Origin of the sequence: uncultured Pontibacter sp., from assembly GCF_947492645.1 — a bacterium.
GTDB lineage: Bacteria > Bacteroidota > Bacteroidia > Cytophagales > Hymenobacteraceae > Pontibacter.
In genome coordinates, this window is the sequence record NZ_CANLMZ010000006.1 from 330,663 (window position 1) to 347,756 (window position 17,094).

The 17,094-nt window shown below is 45.9% G+C and carries 15 protein-coding genes; 8 read left to right on the forward strand and 7 right to left on the reverse strand.

The window, feature by feature from the left end; genetic code table 11:
* Positions 1-50: 50 nt before the first annotated feature.
* Complete coding sequence (locus Q1A23_RS08000; protein ID WP_299821786.1) at positions 51-1,472, reverse strand: PhoH family protein; 1,422 nt, start codon at positions 1,470-1,472, stop codon at positions 51-53.
* Between the two features lie 289 nt (positions 1,473-1,761).
* Here Q1A23_RS08000 and Q1A23_RS08005 point away from each other — a divergent pair, with 289 nt between their 5' ends.
* Positions 1,762-2,220 (forward strand): hypothetical protein, encoded by a 459-nt coding sequence (locus Q1A23_RS08005; protein WP_299821788.1) that lies wholly within the window; start codon positions 1,762-1,764, stop codon positions 2,218-2,220.
* Between the two features lie 87 nt (positions 2,221-2,307).
* Here the strand turns inward: Q1A23_RS08005 and Q1A23_RS08010 are convergent, their stop codons facing one another.
* Entirely contained in the window at positions 2,308-2,958 is a 651-nt protein-coding gene (locus Q1A23_RS08010) for an ATP-binding protein (RefSeq protein WP_299821790.1), read from the reverse strand.
* A 151-nt stretch (positions 2,959-3,109) separates the two neighbouring features.
* Positions 3,110-3,478, reverse strand: a complete 369-nt coding sequence (locus tag Q1A23_RS08015; protein WP_299821791.1) for a DUF3127 domain-containing protein — start codon at positions 3,476-3,478, stop codon at positions 3,110-3,112.
* A gap of 175 nt (positions 3,479-3,653) precedes the next feature.
* Here Q1A23_RS08015 and Q1A23_RS08020 point away from each other — a divergent pair, with 175 nt between their 5' ends.
* Positions 3,654-4,589, forward strand: coding sequence for an isoaspartyl peptidase/L-asparaginase (locus tag Q1A23_RS08020; RefSeq protein WP_299821793.1), 936 nt, complete (start codon positions 3,654-3,656; stop codon positions 4,587-4,589).
* Between the two features lie 85 nt (positions 4,590-4,674).
* On the opposite strand, the gene Q1A23_RS08025 is transcribed toward Q1A23_RS08020, so the two are convergent.
* Positions 4,675-5,568: a cyanophycinase gene (locus Q1A23_RS08025; RefSeq protein ID WP_299821795.1), complete on the reverse strand. Its 894-nt coding sequence runs from the start codon at positions 5,566-5,568 to the stop codon at positions 4,675-4,677.
* A gap of 332 nt (positions 5,569-5,900) precedes the next feature.
* Here Q1A23_RS08025 and Q1A23_RS08030 point away from each other — a divergent pair, with 332 nt between their 5' ends.
* Entirely contained in the window at positions 5,901-6,392 is a 492-nt protein-coding gene (locus Q1A23_RS08030) for a ferritin-like domain-containing protein (protein ID WP_299821797.1), read from the forward strand.
* Positions 6,393-6,555: 163 nt separating this feature from the next.
* Here Q1A23_RS08030 and Q1A23_RS08035 read toward each other — a convergent pair whose 3' ends face one another.
* Complete coding sequence (locus Q1A23_RS08035; protein ID WP_299821799.1) at positions 6,556-8,454, reverse strand: M1 family metallopeptidase; 1,899 nt, start codon at positions 8,452-8,454, stop codon at positions 6,556-6,558.
* A 345-nt stretch (positions 8,455-8,799) separates the two neighbouring features.
* Here Q1A23_RS08035 and Q1A23_RS08040 point away from each other — a divergent pair, with 345 nt between their 5' ends.
* The 5 genes from Q1A23_RS08040 (at position 8,800) to Q1A23_RS08060 (ending at position 14,716) form a co-directional block, all read left to right on the forward strand.
* On the forward strand, positions 8,800-10,536 hold the full coding sequence (locus Q1A23_RS08040) for a L,D-transpeptidase family protein (protein WP_299821801.1): 1,737 nt from the start codon (positions 8,800-8,802) through the stop codon (positions 10,534-10,536).
* Positions 10,537-10,669: 133 nt separating this feature from the next.
* Positions 10,670-11,203 (forward strand): plastocyanin/azurin family copper-binding protein, encoded by a 534-nt coding sequence (locus Q1A23_RS08045; protein ID WP_299821803.1) that lies wholly within the window; start codon positions 10,670-10,672, stop codon positions 11,201-11,203.
* 592 nt (positions 11,204-11,795) lie between these two features.
* Entirely contained in the window at positions 11,796-12,224 is a 429-nt protein-coding gene (locus Q1A23_RS08050; RefSeq protein WP_299821805.1) for a helix-turn-helix transcriptional regulator, read from the forward strand.
* 262 nt (positions 12,225-12,486) lie between these two features.
* Positions 12,487-13,842 (forward strand): DUF2254 domain-containing protein, encoded by a 1,356-nt coding sequence (locus tag Q1A23_RS08055; protein WP_299821807.1) that lies wholly within the window; start codon positions 12,487-12,489, stop codon positions 13,840-13,842.
* A 43-nt stretch (positions 13,843-13,885) separates the two neighbouring features.
* A complete protein-coding gene (locus tag Q1A23_RS08060) occupies positions 13,886-14,716 on the forward strand; it encodes an ion transporter (protein ID WP_299821808.1) in 831 nt (276 codons plus the stop codon).
* Between the two features lie 8 nt (positions 14,717-14,724).
* Here the strand turns inward: Q1A23_RS08060 and alr are convergent, their stop codons facing one another.
* Both alr and Q1A23_RS08070 read right to left on the reverse strand, forming a co-directional pair.
* Complete coding sequence (gene alr, locus Q1A23_RS08065; RefSeq protein ID WP_299821810.1) at positions 14,725-15,876, reverse strand: alanine racemase; 1,152 nt, start codon at positions 15,874-15,876, stop codon at positions 14,725-14,727.
* A gap of 5 nt (positions 15,877-15,881) precedes the next feature.
* Entirely contained in the window at positions 15,882-17,039 is a 1,158-nt protein-coding gene (locus Q1A23_RS08070) for an amidohydrolase (RefSeq protein ID WP_299821812.1), read from the reverse strand.
* Positions 17,040-17,094 lie beyond the last annotated feature (55 nt).

A 17,094-nucleotide genomic window follows, 5' to 3' on the forward strand; every position in this document is an offset into this window, starting at 1 on the left:
GCCGGGTTTCGTTACACCGGGGGAGCGCTCCTGTTTAAAGCCAAATAGGACTAAAGTAATTCGTTTGCCAGGTTTGCCAGTTCAGAGCGTTCTCCTTTCTGCAGCGTGATGTGCGCATAAAGCGGGTGGTTTTTAGCGCGGTCAATCAGGTAAGACAAGCCGTTGCTTTGCGAATCCAGGTATGGTGTGTCTATCTGGTAAATATCACCTGTAAAGATAATCTTCGTGTTCTCGCCTGCCCTGGATATAATGGTTTTTACCTCGTGGGGCGTCAGGTTCTGTGCCTCATCCACAATAAAGATAATATTAGACAAACTGCGGCCACGTATGTAAGCAAGCGGGGTGATTACCAGCTTTTCAAGTTCCAGCATGTCCTTGATCTTCTGGTACTCCTTGCTGGTTTCGGCAAACTGGTTCTGGATGTACTTCAGGTTATCCCAAAGTGGCTCCATGTAGGGGTTTAGTTTTGATTTGATGTCGCCGGGCAAGTAACCAATGTCCTTGTTGCTTAGTGGCACGATAGGGCGCGCCAGGTAAATCTGCTTATACTCGCGGCGTTGCTCTATGGCAGAAGCAAGTGCCAATAGCGTTTTACCGGTTCCTGCCACACCTTGCACCGACACCAGTTTTACCTGAGGGTTTAACAATGCGTGCAGGGCAAAAGCCTGTTCGGCATTGCGTGGCTTCACACCAAAAGCGTTCAACTTATCTACGCGCTCAAGTTTATTGTCTGTAGCATTGTAGAAGGCCAGTACTGAGCTTTTAAAGCTTTTAAGTATGTAAAAATGGTTATCAGAGGGGGCCTGGGTGAAAACTTTAGCTACTGCACACTCGCCCTTTTCATACAGCTCGTTTACCACGTTTTCCTGCACATCCTCCACAACATCATTGCCTGTGTAAAGGCCTGCAACGTCCTGTATCTTGCCTGTTTCATAATCTTCGGCTATCAGGTTAAGGGCACGTGCTTTCAGGCGCAGGTTAATGTCTTTGGTTACCAGCACTACTTTCTGCTCCGGCATTTCCTGCTGCAGCTGCAGGGCAGAGTTAAGGATGCGGTGGTCGTTTTTATCTCCGAAAATGTCCACGGCATCCAGCGAGGCGCTTTGGTTCATCAGCACCCTGAACTTGCCTTTGTTTTTACCGTTCAGGGGCAGCCACTCCTGCAGTTTGTGTTCGGCAGACAGCTTGTCTATAAACCGGATAAATTCACGGGCTTCGAAGTTTTTGATGTCGTTGCCTTTTTTAAAATTATCCAGCTCTTCGAGTACCGTAATAGGGATGGCCACATCGTGCTCCTGAAAGTTTTTGATGGCGCTGTGGTCGTAAAGTATAACGGAGGTGTCTAAAACGAAGATTTTCTTAACGTCGGGGTCAGTATTCTTTTTTGAGGTGGTCTTTGGTTTTTTACTACCATTGATCGGCGATGCGTCGGCATCGGAGGTAGCCTTTTTTGGTTTGCTTAGCGTGGGCATAGGCATGGGTTTTAGGGTGAAACCGTATATAAAAAAGGTGCTTTTGGTCTGGGGCAGCTCCTGACGTACAGGTGCTTGTTTATAGTTGTTTACGAATATTTGCCCGCGCCGGCTGACTTATACTTGCGCTGTAAGTATCTTTTTTTGGAGAAACGCTGGGTTGGAACAAGTACCTGCTTGGTTTATAAAACTTTATACTTTTAAAAAAGTATAACTAAAAATTTAGTTGAATTGCTTAAGCTTTTATACTTTAGCAGTTGCATGTTTTGTTTCAAACAATAAATCAAGTATGGAGCGGATTTTATACTTCTTTTTCGCAGTCTTCTTTTTTGCCTCTCTACCTGTGCAAGCCACACCTAAGCCGGGTAAAGGTTTCCTTTTTTTCAAGATTAACCGGACAGATAAAAACGGGAAATACCACGGCCGCTGGAAAGTATACTTTGGGGCTGACAATACTGTGATTCGGAACGGCCGGTTCAGGCATGGGAGGGAAGTAGGCACCTGGAAGTATTATTATCCGAACGGCACCCGCTACATGAAAGAGAAGTATAGCCGCAACAGCAATGAGATACAAGTAGAAAAATACCACGAAAACGGTAGGCTGGCACGCAAAGGCACAGCCCGCTTTGTGCAAACCAGCACCCTGGATAAATATTACTGGTCTGGCGATTGGGAAGTGTATGATGTAAACGGCAACTTCAGCCACATAGAAATTTATGAGCAGGTAAACCTGATCGGGAAGCGGTAAAACCTGAGTATGCAGCTGTGCCTGTTGATAAAAATACAAGCGTTAAAACAAACCTGCATACTTTAATTGTGGCGCAGGAAAAGATGTTCAGGCTAAAGTATAAAACGCTTCCTTCTCTTTATCGTGGAGGCGCAGGTAGCCATGTATAACCAGCTTTACCAGGGTGCGGTAGGCCCTGCGCTGCGACAGGTTTGCCAGTTTCATGTACTGTTTCAGGGTAATGCGCGGGTTGGCCTGCAGGTATTCCAGTACGGTGTTTTCGTGCCGCTCTAAAGGCAGTTGCTCAAATTGTGTCTCCGGTTGCTCCTGCTGCAGGGTTTTGTTTACCATTTTGCTTGTTTGCACGCTGGTATCTTTTACCCGCACATAGCCCCGCCAGTCATCTTCCTTAACCTTTGCAAAGTGCGGTTTTTGCTTACTTTCCGGTATGGTGACTTTTAGAACGGTGCGGTGCTCGCTTTCAATTTCCTCGTACTCCAGGGCAACAGGCGGGTCGCAGTAAAATTCCGAGGCCAGGCGCAGCGTGTGCAGTTCTTCGTCGGGGTCTACTCCGCATATGTAGCCATTGTCTTTTACGCCTACAAGTATAAAGCCACCCCTGGTATTGGCAAAGGATACAAGCGTGCGGGCAATTTTTTCGGGTTGTGTAATGCGCTGCTTAAAATCCACAGTATCATTTTCGCCCCTCAGAATCATTCGCCTAAGCTCTTCTAAAGGGTTGTAGGGTGTGCTGAACATAGTATAAACCTAAGAGTTTGAATAGTATACGGTATGCTGGGTGGCAATTTTATACTTCAATAAACCAAAAAGGAGGCTTTTGTTATACGTAGGGCCATAAAAAAAGCGAGCACAGGGCTCGCTTTAAGTATAATTAAGCTATTCGTTATGATTAGAATGGCAAATCGTTGTCGGCATCGCTGCTGTAGAAAGAAGGGGCCTCCTGCTGCGGAGCTGCGCCTGCCGGAGCACCGAAGTTATTTGCCGCTGGTTCCATTCTCCATGCCTGCAGGTTGGTGAAGTATAAAGTCTGGCCGTTTTTGTTGAAAGGCTTACCTGTAAGGTTAAAAGTAACTTTTACTTCATCTCCGTTTTTAAACTGGTCTAGCAGGCTGCACTTATCTTGTGTTAGCTGAAACTTTACATACTGCGTGTAAGAGCCATCGGGAACCTCCAGCACGAATTCACGCTTTTTGAATTTATCACTTACCTGCTGCTCTTCAAAAGCTTCGTAAAGTTTACCTTGGATATCAAACGACATAATAAATCTTTTAAAATAGGTTATTTCAATAGAACAAAGATAACTTATTTTGAGCTTAAAAAGGTTCTTTTTTTATGAGTATTTCATACGATTTTGTAGCTGTGCACCCTAATTGCTTAACTGCCAAACCCTCTGTGGCGTAAGCTATACCTGTACAATATTTAGGAACTATTTTATGGGTAAATATGCAATTGCGATTCATGGTGGTGCGGGCACAATAAGCAAATCATCGCTTACACCGGAAAAGGAAAAAGCCTTTAAAGATGCACTAGAACAGGCTATTATGGCCGGGCACGGTGTGCTCCAGCAGGGTGGTTCTGCTTTAGATGCCGCAGAAATGGCTGTGATGCAACTCGAAAACTCCCCTTTGTTTAATGCCGGAAAAGGGTCTGTATTTACGAATGATGGGAAACATGAAATGGATGCAGCCATTATGTGCGGCAAAACACTGGAAGCCGGTGCCGTGGCAGGTGTGCGCCATATTAAAAACCCTATAAAGCTAGCCCGCAAAGTAAAGGAGGAATCGGAGTATGTGCTCTTGGCAGGGCAGGGGGCAGTAGAGTTTGCATTAAGCCAGCATATTGAGCTGGCATCCGCCGAATACTTTTTTGACGACTACCGCTACCAGCAGCTACTGGATGCGCGCGAGTCCGGGGAAGTATCCCTGGACCACTCAGAGAAAAAGAAGCAAAAGTTTGGTACAGTTGGGGCCGTTGCCCTGGATGTAAACGGAAACGTGGCAGCGGCAACCTCTACCGGCGGCATGACAAACAAAAAGTACAGCAGAGTAGGCGACACACCACTAATAGGAGCCGGAACATACGCCAATAATAAAACCTGCGCTGTGTCCTGCACCGGCCATGGCGAGTTTTTTATACGCGCTGTTGCAGCCTATGATGTATCTTGCTTAATGGAGTACAAAGGCTATACGTTACAACAAGCCTGCGATGAAGTGGTTTTAACGAAGCTGCAGGATATTGGGGGCGACGGTGGCCTGATAGCCGTGAATACGGACGGCGAGGTAGTGCTATCTTTTAACTCCGATGGAATGTACCGGGCAAGTAAGGTAAACGATGAAGAAACCTTTACCGCAATATATAAAGAGCATTAGGCCTTTGCGCTGGTAATTACAAAAAGCGGGCCCTACCTTAAAAGATAAGGTAAGGCCCGCTTTTTGTGGCGAAGTATGCGAGGTATTACGTTCTTTCTACCTGAAGTTTAGCTGGCTTAAGGTCGTCGGCATCTTTAAAAAACTCACGCGATTTAATGTCATATACATTACCCTTTGCCAGCACATGCGTTACCAGGTTAGAGATGGATACAGGCCTGCCTTCTGCTATTTCATTGATGTTAGTGTACTTCACATCGTGGCTATCCACAATCACCACCAGGTTAGAGCCTATTGTCTCAATCATGTGGCCTTCTGTGATCAGCACCCCGGTGTCTTCGCCTAATCCGATGCCAACAGTTTTTGGGTGCGTTACAACGGCCTCCATTAGCCTTCCAAAGCGGCCGCGTGTAACAAAGTGCGTATCAATTATCACATCATCGATTAAATTGAGTCCATGACCAATTTTAACCGAGCCCTTTAAAAGCGATTCGGGTGCGCTGCCGCCTTTTATCATTACTTTAGACATGGCCATAGCCCCGGCGCTGGTTCCTGCTATCACAAATTCCTCATTTTGGTAGCGTTCTTTCAAAATCTCAACTATCTCGGTGCCGTCAAACATCCTCAATATTCTGGACTGGTCGCCGCCGCTGAACATTACCCCGTCGCAATCCCGGATGCATTGGATGTATTCCGGCAAATGGGCATCCTCCTCATTCCTGATGTGAAGTAATCGTACATTCTCACATCCTAATATGCCAAAGGCGCTCCTGTAGCGGTCACCTACTTCCTCCGGAATCATGGATGCTGTTGTAATTACTGCTATATGGGGTTTTCTAACAGGTATTTCTTTTAAAAAGCGCTTCAGGATGCCCAGTTCAAAAAAATCGAGATAATATTTTTTCTTAGACTTAGGATTAGGGTAACTTCCTTTGTCTTCGTTACCTCCAACTGCAATAAGTTTTCCTTTAGGTGTATTCACGGTTATATGCTGTTAAATGCTGCTAAACACAATACCACAAGTATAATTACCTGGTTGTAGTGCCATCCTAGCTTCTGATAAGAGTACAGCTTTCAGCGAAATTCGTTTCAAAATTAAATGCAGCCGTTGATTTAAGAAGGTGCAGTAAACGGTAAATATTGCTGTGCTTGTTTATAGTGTATTGTTAATATTATATAGGTAAGCTGTTTTACCTCCATAAAAGCCATGTTGCCTAATAAAAATGACATTTATGATAACCCCGGCCATATGCGGCCGTATAGATAGCCACAAGTAATCTTCGAATACTTTTTAACGCGTAACCTTTCCAAGCTATGAAACTAAACAATTTAAAAGACCTATTAATCCACGAACTTAAAGATATCTACAACGCTGAACAGCAGATCACGAAAGCGCTTCCGAAGATGATGGAGGCCTGTTCTTCTGATAAGTTGAGAATGGCTTTCCAGGACCACTTGCAGGTAACGGAACAGCAGATTCAGCGCCTTGAAAATGTTTTTGAGATGGTAGGAGAGAAGGCAACTGGCGAAAAATGTAAGGCAATGGAAGGTATCATTAAGGAGTGCGAGTCTATGATGAGCGAGCGTGCTGATAAAAGCGTGATGGATGCCGCTCTGATAGCTTGTGCACAAAGAGTGGAGCATTATGAAATTGCCGCCTACGGTACAGTACGGACCTATGCCAACCAGTTAGGAATGCAGGATGTGGTAAAGCAACTGGAAATGACGCTTGAAGAAGAAAAGCAGACAGATGCGCTTCTTACCCAAATTGCAGAACAAGCTGTAAACATTAAAGCCGAAAGATAATCTAAGTGCTTTTTAAGCACTCAAAGCGATACTGAAAAAACTCTGTACTTTCGCCTGGCTTACCCAAGCAGGTAAGGAAAGTGACAGAGTTTTCGCTTTTAAAGCAAAGTATAAAGCCCGACCTTGATAGGCCGGGCTTTATACTTTGTACAGTATGAGGTGCTTATTTCAGCATTTCATCCAGGGTAACTGTAGATACAGCATGGTAGTTGGGTCTTGCCTTCGCATATATTGCCAACGCTTTTTTCTTTCCTTCTGGTGTGGCGTTCAAGGCTTTGTAAATGGGCACCAAAAACTTGCGTCGGCCTACGTTCGTCAGGAACGTTTCCAGGGCTTTGTCTGCTGTAGTATACTTGTTGTTGATAGCATGTATAAACCAGGCGGCCAGTACTTCTGAGTTACCTGATTTGGTGAAGTTAAAGGCTTTGTCCAACTCTGCCATCTGTTGCTGGCTCATGTTGGCTGGCAGCATGCGTATAAAGTGCAGCCACTCGTGGCTCGACCATTCTTTTGTGTTTAACTGTGCTGCTGCTTTGCCGCCCTTCCAGGCATTAAAGGCATCTTCTACTTTCGTAAAGCGGGTAGAGGTTGGGGCAACAAAGCCTTCTGGCAAACCGGCACCGTATACCCAGCCTTCAATGTTTATTTTCTCTGCCAGGGCATCGTCGTCTTTTATGAGTTCTTTGCGCAAAAAGTCCAGGAACTTGTCGGTGTTGGTGCTCTGGAAGGCAAATGTGTTAAAATAGCTGTTCACAAAAGCGTCAAAGCGCTCACGGCCAACGGCAGATTCGATGTTTCGCAAAAAGAAGTTGCCTTTCTCGTAGGCAATATCCGTTAAGCCTTCATCCGGGTCGCGACCCTCCAGGTCAAGTTTCAGGTGTGTGTCTTCGCTTTCTGCACCAAGTTCGTTTATGGTGTTTTGCAAGTCCTGGTAACCGAGCACGTTCAGCATATCGGCGTAGTCCTTACCGTACAGCTCTTCCATAATGCGGCGCTCAAAGTATACGGTAAAGCCCTCGTTCAGCCAGAAGTCATTCCAGGTGGCATTCGTTACCAGGTTTCCGCTCCAGCTATGGGCCAGCTCATGGGCTATCAGGCTGGTAAGCGATCTGTCTTTGGCCAGTACGGTTGGCGTAACAAAAGTTAAGCGCGGGTTCTCCATGCCACCAAAAGGGAAAGACGGAGGCAGCACCAGCAGGTCGTAACGGTCCCATCTGTACTTGCCGTAGATCTTTTCGGCTGCCACTAACATTTTATCCATTTCTGCAAACTCGTAAGCGGCTGCTTTTATGGTAGCAGGCTCAGCGTAAATACCTGTCTGCGGACCAACTTTCTCAAATACCATGTCGCCTACCGACAGGGCCATGAGGTAAGAAGGGATTGGCTGCTTCATCTCAAAAGTATAAACGCCAGTATTGTTTTTCTGCATCGGGTTTTCAGCGCTCATCACAGCCATTAACTCCTGAGGCACTTTTACTTTTGCGCTATAGGTAATGCGTATGCCGGGGCTGTCCTGAATCGGAATCCAGGTGCGGGCAAGTATAGCCTGCGACTGCGTGAACAGGAACGGGTGTTTTTTGCCAGCGGTTTGCTGTGGGTTTAGCCATTGCAGGGCTGCCGCATCTGGGGCGGTTTTATACTTTATAGTTACTTTTTTGGTGTCTGGTTTGATGTTGATGGTAAGTGGCTGGCCCATAAACGAGTTTACTTCGCCAAGCTGGAAAGTTGTTTCTGCCATCTCATCACCCAAAAATACTTTCTCGATTTGCAGGTTTCTGCTGTCGAAAACGATCTTGTCAGTACCGGTAAGGTTTTCGATCAGGTAGGAGGCTGTGCCGCTGATGATCTTCTGGTCAAAATTAACTTCAATATCCAGGTTCAGGTGTTTTGCCACAGCCTCTGCGGGTTGCGCATAGCTGTGAACATCTGCCGGCATTTTCTCAGTAGCTGATTGTTCTGTAGTCATAGTTTCGCCGTCTGTAGTCTGTTGTGATGTACAAGAGGCAAGCTGCAAAGCGCCTGCCATGCTTAAGCCAAGTAAGCAACGTTGGTATGGTCTCATAGGTTATTTAGGATGTCTTGATGTACTAAGATAGGTATAAATTAAGCTATTCTGAAAATGAGCCTGTGTTTGCCTGCCTAGTTTTGGGCCCTGTAAAGCACATGTAACTTTGTTGTCTTCGGCTTTGAAAGCAGGTTTATGCGTATAACAAGAGGTGTAAGTATGGCACGGCGTCTTTAGTTTACTTTCATAACATTTTGTACTGTTTTAAAGTACATATAGCTTGATTAGCTATATAAAGATAATATTGGCTCTGTAATTGTATAAAACCAATAAACGTATTGTGCTTTGATTAAGAGATAGCCGCTGCGCATGCGTTACCGACTCAGGAAAAAAATTGATACTATGTACCCTTGTAAAATAAAACAAAACCTGCTTGTGCTGCTCATAGCAGTTCTGGCTTTCTCTTTTACCGCTTGTAACAACTCGGAAGGCGAGTCCGGCTCTAAAGGGGGAGGCTTATTTAGTAAAAAAGAGTTACCCCAGGCTACAGCCGACAGCTTGTATGTGGCAAGTTATCTTGAAAACCAGCCAACCTTTAAGAAGCATGAAGACCTGATGTACCTCTTTTACGGTGAACGGGACTATAAACTTGCCTGGTTCAGGGATAATGAGCTGGTGCCGGAAGCCGAAAAGTTTCTAACGGTAATAGACCAGGCATCTACGGAAGGCCTGCAGCCCAAAAACTACAAACTAGTTGATTTTGACGCGCTCTTCAAGGCCTATGAGGCAAAAGACGGGCAGGACTCGACCAGGCTGGAGTTGCAGCGCAAAATTGACCTGGGGCTTACAGCCTCATACTTTAACTATGCTTCAGACTTCTACCGCGGGCGCATCGACCCTCAGTCTGTAAACAACGTGAAGTGGGATGTCAAAAAAAATAAAATAAAGCTGCATAAGGCCCTGCAAACCATTTTAAAGGAGAGAGACAGCACTTACCCTTATTACGAATTTGAAGCCTTACACGCAGGGTATGCAAACCTCAGAAGCGCCCTTGCCAAGTACAGAGAGCTAGAGGCAAAGGGAGGATGGGCCAAAATTGACCTGGGCAATAAAAAATCGCTTGCAAAAGGAGACACGGCTGCCGCTGTGCTGGCATTGCGCAAGCGCCTAAACCCGGAGCAGCCCCTGAACGAGGCGGATAAGAACATGCGCTTGTTTGATGCGAACCTGGAAAACCAGGTGAAAAAATTCCAGATGCTGCATGGCTTGGCTGAAGATGGCAAAGTAGGAGGAAACACCCTTAAGCAGCTAAATGTGCCGGTTGAGGACCGCATCGAGCAGATAATGATTAACATGGAGCGCTGGCGCTGGATCCCAAAGCGCATGGTGCCGAAAAGCCTGGACCAAAAGTATATATGGGTAAATATCCCGGAGTATAAAATGTACATCTACGAAGACCCGGAAAACGACCCTGAGGCAGAACGAAAGTATAAGCAGGTGATGGACATGCGTGTGATCGTGGGTAAAACCATGCACTCTACACCGATTTTCAGCGATAAACTTGAATATGTGGTGCTGGCGCCGTACTGGAATGTACCCAACAGTATTGTAGAGCGTGAGATAAAGCCATCCATACTTCGTAACTCCGGTTACCTGGCCTCACAGAATATGGAGGTAGTTACAAAAGAGAAAAACCCGAAGCAGATTGATCCTTCGTCTATTGACTGGGCCAGCGTAACAGAGAAGAACTTTCCGTACATGGTAAGGCAGCGCCCGGGGCCAAAAAACTCACTTGGTTCACTTAAGTTTCTTTTTCCGAACGAGTATAATGTGTACCTGCACGATACACCGGCAGACGCTCTTTTCAGCCAGAACCAGCGTAGCTTCAGCCACGGTTGCGTGAGGTTAGAGAAACCGGTAGAGCTTGCCAAATATTTGCTGGCCGGTATGCCGGAGTGGAACGAGAACCGCATACGCGAAACCATAAACGGCGGCGAAGAAGAGTGGATAACGCTACCTAAGCGCGTGCAGGTGTATATTGTATACTTTACCAGCTGGGCCGACGAAAACGGCAATGTGCACTTTAGGGAAGATATCTACGGGCATGATAAAAAACTGGAGCAGGAGTATTTTGGTTAAGCCCTAAGTATAAACACATAATAATTAAAATTTATACCCAAGGCTGGCATCCGGACTTTGTTAAGTTTAGATGCCAGCCTTGAAAAAACAGAAAGCCGTCTGCCGCCAAATATGCACAGAACCTTAACCTGACATGAAAAACATATCTTATATATTGCTCTTAAGCTGTAGTGGCTGGCTACTGGCATGTTCCCCTGATTCAGAAGCTGACGTGGAACAAGCCGATACTACGTTGTTGGATACAGCGGGTGCTTTAGTGGCAGAAGAAGCAGATACAACCCTGCATCCTGTCGAAGAAGTTACCTTGAAGGCCGTGGGCAATAGCCTGGAGGAAATGAAGTATGATTTAGATACACTTGAAGTAAGTGCCGGCACACTTGTAAAACTAACCTTCATAAACGAAGGCTCTGAACAGTCAATGATTCACAATGTAGTGATTACCCAACCGGATAAGTATAAACTGGTTGCCCTGGCAGGAGCGAAGATAGGAGCTCCTGGCAATTATGTGCCGGAAAGCGATATTGTAATAGCAGCTTCTCCTTTGGCTTTGCCCGGCCAAACTGTTGAAGTAGAATTTAATGCCCCCACAACAACTGGATATTACAGCTACGTTTGCACCTACCCCGGCCATTGGGAGCGAATGAATGGAGTGCTGCTTGTAAAGTAGCAGCTCATGATCCTTTATGTGCAAGTATAAACCTCAGGCATAAAAATACCTTTCTGCCATTAAGCTTAGTGCCAGAGCCCTGCCATAGTGCAATTTCAAAGCAACCCCAACTTGCTCCCACAACTACGTTCTCTTGTATTCATTTTGATGTACTAAATCGTACGCTAATTCTCTGCATCTAAAGCCATAGAAGTAAGTATAGGTAATAGCTTATAGAACAGCAAATTAAGGGGTTGTGGATAACTCAGTTTATCCACAACCCCTTCTTTACCTATATGCCATGCTGTCAGTATGTTAAAAAAAGATCTATCGCTATATTTATATTTAAGTGATTGATTATAAGTGCTTATAGATTTTACAGTAGTAGTGAATGCGTATAATATCAAACAGTTTACAAATGTATATACAATTGTAAACTGTTTAAATAATTAATTTTAATACTTAAATATATAGCTAGAAATAAGTGATTTAGCATTTTATTATGAAGTATAAGTTCAGGTATGCCTAGATTGCTTATACACAGCTTATTTTAAATAGTCAATTTAAAGTTTACATTTGTATATACATTTGTAAATAGCTTGTATTCTGAATTATGGTTGAGCGAATTAAGGTTTTGATGGAATATAAAGGCTTGACTTCAACTCAGTTTGCAGATACTGTTGAGGTGCCACGGGCAGTTATCAGCCACATCCTCAGCGGAAGAAACAAACCTAGCTTAGAAGTGATAACTAAAATAGTTGCTGCTTTTCCGGAAGTAAGTGTAAACTGGATGCTGCTGGGGGAAGGCGAAATGCTAAAAGCCTTAGCGCCGCCAGTTGCACCTGTTTCTGACGTTTTAAAAGAGCCGTTGCTGCCGTCAGATAAACAACCTACAGCACCTGCCAAACCCGTTGATAATGATAAAGTACAAAATAAAAGTATACCTGATTCAGCAGCAGCTGCCAGCACACATCAGGATAAAGCCATCGAGCAGATCGTAGTCTTTTATACAGATAAAACGTTCACGGCTTATAAACCCTAGTAAGCAAAACCTTTAGGACAGGAGCTGAGCAATAGTATAGTTGGTGCTGCTAAACTTACAGGGCGCTGTATAAGTACAAGTATTTATTTAATTGGCTCTCGCTGAGGCCCAGGCAGGGCCATGGGTCTGGTTAATTGTATAGGCTGTCGATAATGTCGTCTCCGGCACCTGATTGCGCCTGTAGCCACACATCAGGCGCCGGTCAGGTTGAAGCCCGATTAATGAGTGCCGCTTTGTATACAAATACATCAACTCCCGGCTTATGAATAAGATCTACAGTAAAGCAAAGTTCATCTACTATTACATCGTTAACAGCATTGGGTTTTATCCCACGCTTATATCCATGACTTTTGCATTGCTGGCGCTTGTTATGCTATATCTGGAAGTGCTTGGCATTAGTAAGGTGTTAAAGGATGATCTCCCTTTTGTGATCATAAGCAATAGCGAGACAGCCCGCCTCATATTAAGCTCCATCACAACCGGTATAATCTCGCTTACCGTTTTCAGTTTCACAATGGTTATGCTGGTGTTAAACCAGGCCGGCTCTAATTTCACGCCTCGTGTTATTCCTGGGCTTATTTCCTACAAATCAAATCAACGTGTTATGGGCCTGTACCTGGGCACGCTTATCTACACCTTGATCATCATGGTGAATGTGCATTCATCGTATTATAGTGTTCCGCTGCCCGGTTTTTCCATTTTCCTGGCCATGTGCTTCACCATTGTTTGCCTGGGCTTCTTTGTGTACTTCATTCATTCTATTTCGCTGTCTATACAAATAGAAAGTATACTGGAGAGCATTTTTGAAGTAACCCGAAAGAAATTAAAAGCCGAGATAGAAGAGGCAAAAGAGAAAGGCGGTAAAAGTAGTGCTGTTGAGGGTGGCGTGTGGATTGACTTAAAAAGCCCTAAAACCGGTTACCTGCAAAGTATGGAGGAGGAAGAGGTAGTGAAGCTGTGTCGTAAACATGATGTAGTCCTTTGTTTTGAGCAGCCCCTGGGAAGCTTTTTTGTAGAGGATATTCCGTTTGCGCAGGTAAACAAACCCATCGAAGCCATAGATGATTTTACGGAGCAGCTGTTTGTGCATCTTAACTTTTACAGGGAAGAAAGGCCGGATGTGAATTACCTTTTCGGATTTAAGCATATCACAGAAAGCGCAGTAAGAGCACTTAGCCCAAGCTTAAACGACCCCGGCACCTGTATCAAGGCCATTGATTACCTTACGGCGCTGTTTATACTTCGGATGCAGTTGCCTGACGAGAAGGTACTGTACGATGAATCGGGAGAAGGGCGTGTATTGTTTAAGCATGAGACTTTCGAAAATGTACTTACGCTTAGCCTGAGCCCTATCAGGTTATATGGCAAAGGAACTAACGTGGTCATCATTCGCCTACTGTTTTTGTTTAGGAGCATGTTGGTAAAAGTAAGCGAACACCCGCACCTGAAACCATGCCTGTACAACGAAGCTTTATTGCTGGTGAACGATGTAGATGGGGAGGTAAACAACGCTGGTGATCGTGAAAAGATTAATGAGCAGCTGCAGGTGCTGAACAGCATGCAGGTGCTGCCACGGCCATTGCCGCTCCTGAGTGTAAATATCCCTGGGCAGATTTAATTATATTGCAGGTGTTATTAACTTGTAGGAGGGCTAATTAAGAATGGCTTTAATGAAAGAGGCAAGTCTGCGGAAAAAGATTTACCTGATTATTTTCGAGGCAGAAACGAAGTACGGTAAGTTTTTTGACGTGATCTTGTTGGTGCTTATACTGGCCAGCGTGATGATTGTGACCCTCGAAAGCGTTGTTAGTTTAAGAAGGCAATTCCTGCAAATATTTATAACGCTAGAATGGATCTTCACAATTTTATTTACCATAGAATACATCCTGCGTGTGTATAGCTCGCCGAAGCCTGCACGGTACATTTTCTCTTTTTTTGGCCTCGTAGACTTGCTGTCGATTATCCCGACGTACATGAGCCTGTTTATACTTGGGTCGCAGTATCTGTTGGTGGTCAGGGTACTGCGTTTGCTGCGGGTGGCCCGTATCTTTAAGCTTACACGTTTTATAAATGAGGGGCAGGTGCTGTCCAGGGCTTTGCGGGCAAGTATGGCTAAGATACTTGTTTTCCTGGGCGTGGTGCTGACGGTAGTCGTAATCGTGGGTTCCCTGATGTACATTATCGAAGGAGCTAAGAGCGGCTTTACAAGTATACCTGTAAGCATTTACTGGACTATTGTAACCCTTACAACTGTTGGCTACGGAGATATTGCCCCACAGTCAGCGTTGGGGCAGATCTTAGCCAGCTTTATCATGATTATGGGCTACGGCATTATTGCGGTGCCTACAGGTATTGTATCTGTGGAGTTGGCTAAAACAGAACGGGAGTCTACGTTAAACACGAAAGTATGCCCCAACTGCAACCAGGAAGGGCATCCCTTTGAGGCACATTACTGCTTTAAGTGCGGCTTCCACTTCCAGGACTTCAGGTAAACTCTGTTTTAGGCTACTACCAGGCGTGGGATGTTCATGGGCAGGCGTGTCAGGAGTTCGTAGTTAAGCTGCGTGCTTAGCTCAGCAAAAGAGGCAACAGTTATACTTTGATCACCTTGCTTCCCTAGCAGCACCACTTCATCTCCCTTTGCTACACTTGGTATGTCTGTCACGTCAACTGTGAGGGTGTTCATACTTACAATGCCTGATACAGCGGCGCGCTGCCCCTTTATCAGCACATGGCCGTGGTTGCTGAGGCTGCGGCTGTATCCCCACGAGTAGCCGACAGGCACAATGGCCAGTACCATGTCCCGGGAGGCCTGGAAAGACGTGCCATACCCCACATAATCCCCTTTGGCAACATGCTTTAGGCTCATCACGTGGCTCTTCCAGTTTATTAGGCGGTGCAGCGGGTCATGTTTTTGTTCGCGCTGGCTCATGTAATACGAATAAGTTTCGGGGCTGGGCCAGAAACCATACTGCATAATACCGACTCGCACCAGGTTCATGCGGCTTTGGGGGTAGCTTATGGTGGCTGCCGACGAGGCTGTATGCAACTGAGCTGCCGTAAATCCGTCAGCCTTGAGCTTTGTTACCTGCTCCCGGAACAGTTGTAGCTGCCTTGTTACCCTTTCATGGTTTTGCATGCTTTCTGCCCCGGCAAAGTGGGTGCAGATGCCTTTAAGTATAAAATGCTCCTCGTACTCCTGAAGTATAGCTTTTGCTTCCTCTAAAGCATTTTCTTCAAAGCCCGTTCTGTTCATGCCGGTTTCAAGCTCCAGGTGCACAATAGCTTTCTTGCCTGATGCCTTTGCGGTTTTGGCTGCTGCCAACAGCCGGTCTTGCTCAAATACGAAAAATTCCAGCTCCTGCCGTATTGCCCATTCCAGCTCGGCATTGTCCAGGTAGCCCATAATCAGAACGGTGGCGGGCTGATTGATAACGTGTAGCAGGCGCTGTGCTTCATCGGCACTAAAAACAGAAAAATGGTTTACCCCGCATTGCTGCGCCAGCGTAGCGAACGGTTCTATGCCGTGGCCATAGGCGTTGCCCTTTATAACAGACGAAAGCTGAACGTCTGGTCCGATTTCCTGTTTAAGAAAGTTAATGTTGTGTTGAAGTGCAGATTTACTTATCTCGATATAAGAGCTTTGAAACATAGGCTTTATAAGTTCATGAGGTCTGAGGCGATAGTATAAAACAGCCTGGCGCCAGCAGGAATTATTTCGTCCGGGAAGTCGTAGTGCTGGTGGTGCAGTTGCGCTTGTTCGGGGCCTGCACCCAGGCCAAAAAGCGCCCCTTTGTACTTACCGGTAAAATGCCCGAAATCTTCAGACCATTTAAACGGGTGTACGGCCTCCTGCACATCTAGTTTAAGCTTTTGCGCTGCTTGTTTTACCGCTGCTATTGCCCCGCTATCGTTTACCGTAGCCGGAAATTCTTCTACAAAAGAGCTGGTATAGGCTAGTGTATACTTGTCTGATATTTCTTTAACTGTTTCGGAAGCCAGGGACTTTAGTAAGTCGAGGTCGGCTTGCTGATAGGAGCGGAGGGTCGCCATCACGGTTGCAAAACCAGGATTAGTGCCAAAGGCAATCTCACCTAAGCGGGCATGTATAACAGTCAGAAGCGTTAAATCGCTAAACCTGTCTTGGTGTTGGGTTATTATTTCGTTTAGCCGAAGTATAAGCGCTGCCATCGCCTGACCGGGGTTTAGGCCATTCTCTGGTTCGGCGGCATGCGATGCTTTGCCCTGCAGCGTAATAATCATGCCCGTAGAGGCCGCTGCAAAAGCTCCGTAGCGTACAACAACCTGGTTTTCGGCATAGCCGGGTAAATTATGCAGCGCATAAACATAGTCCGGTTGCAACGCAGCAAATCTGGGGTCTTGCAGTACTGCGTAAGCGCCCTGTCCTGTCTCTTCAGCCGGCTGAAACAGAAGTATAACTTTGCCTCTGGCCAGCTGCCTGTGGTGCAGCAGGCTGGCAAGCGCAGCCAGTATAGCCATGTGCCCGTCGTGGCCGCACTTATGGCTTGTGCCTGCTATTACAGATGTATAATCCAGCTCGTTCGTTTCCTGTATCGGCAAGGCATCTAGCTCAGCCCTGAAAAGTACGGTTGGCCCACCAGGGGAACGGCCTTTGAAAATGGCAGCAACGCCAGTTCCTCCCAATCCGGTTATTACCTCATCAGGCTTATACTTCTCCAAAAAAGCGACAATACGTGCTGCCGTAGAAATTTCTTTACCAGATAGTTCGGGGTGTTGGTGCAGCGCATGGCGTAGCGCTACTACTTTTTCCAGGTTGGGGAGGGGGTGCTGCATAAGTATGGGTATGTACGTTCTGCCCATGACTACGAAGCAAAGGCAGAATGGGTGC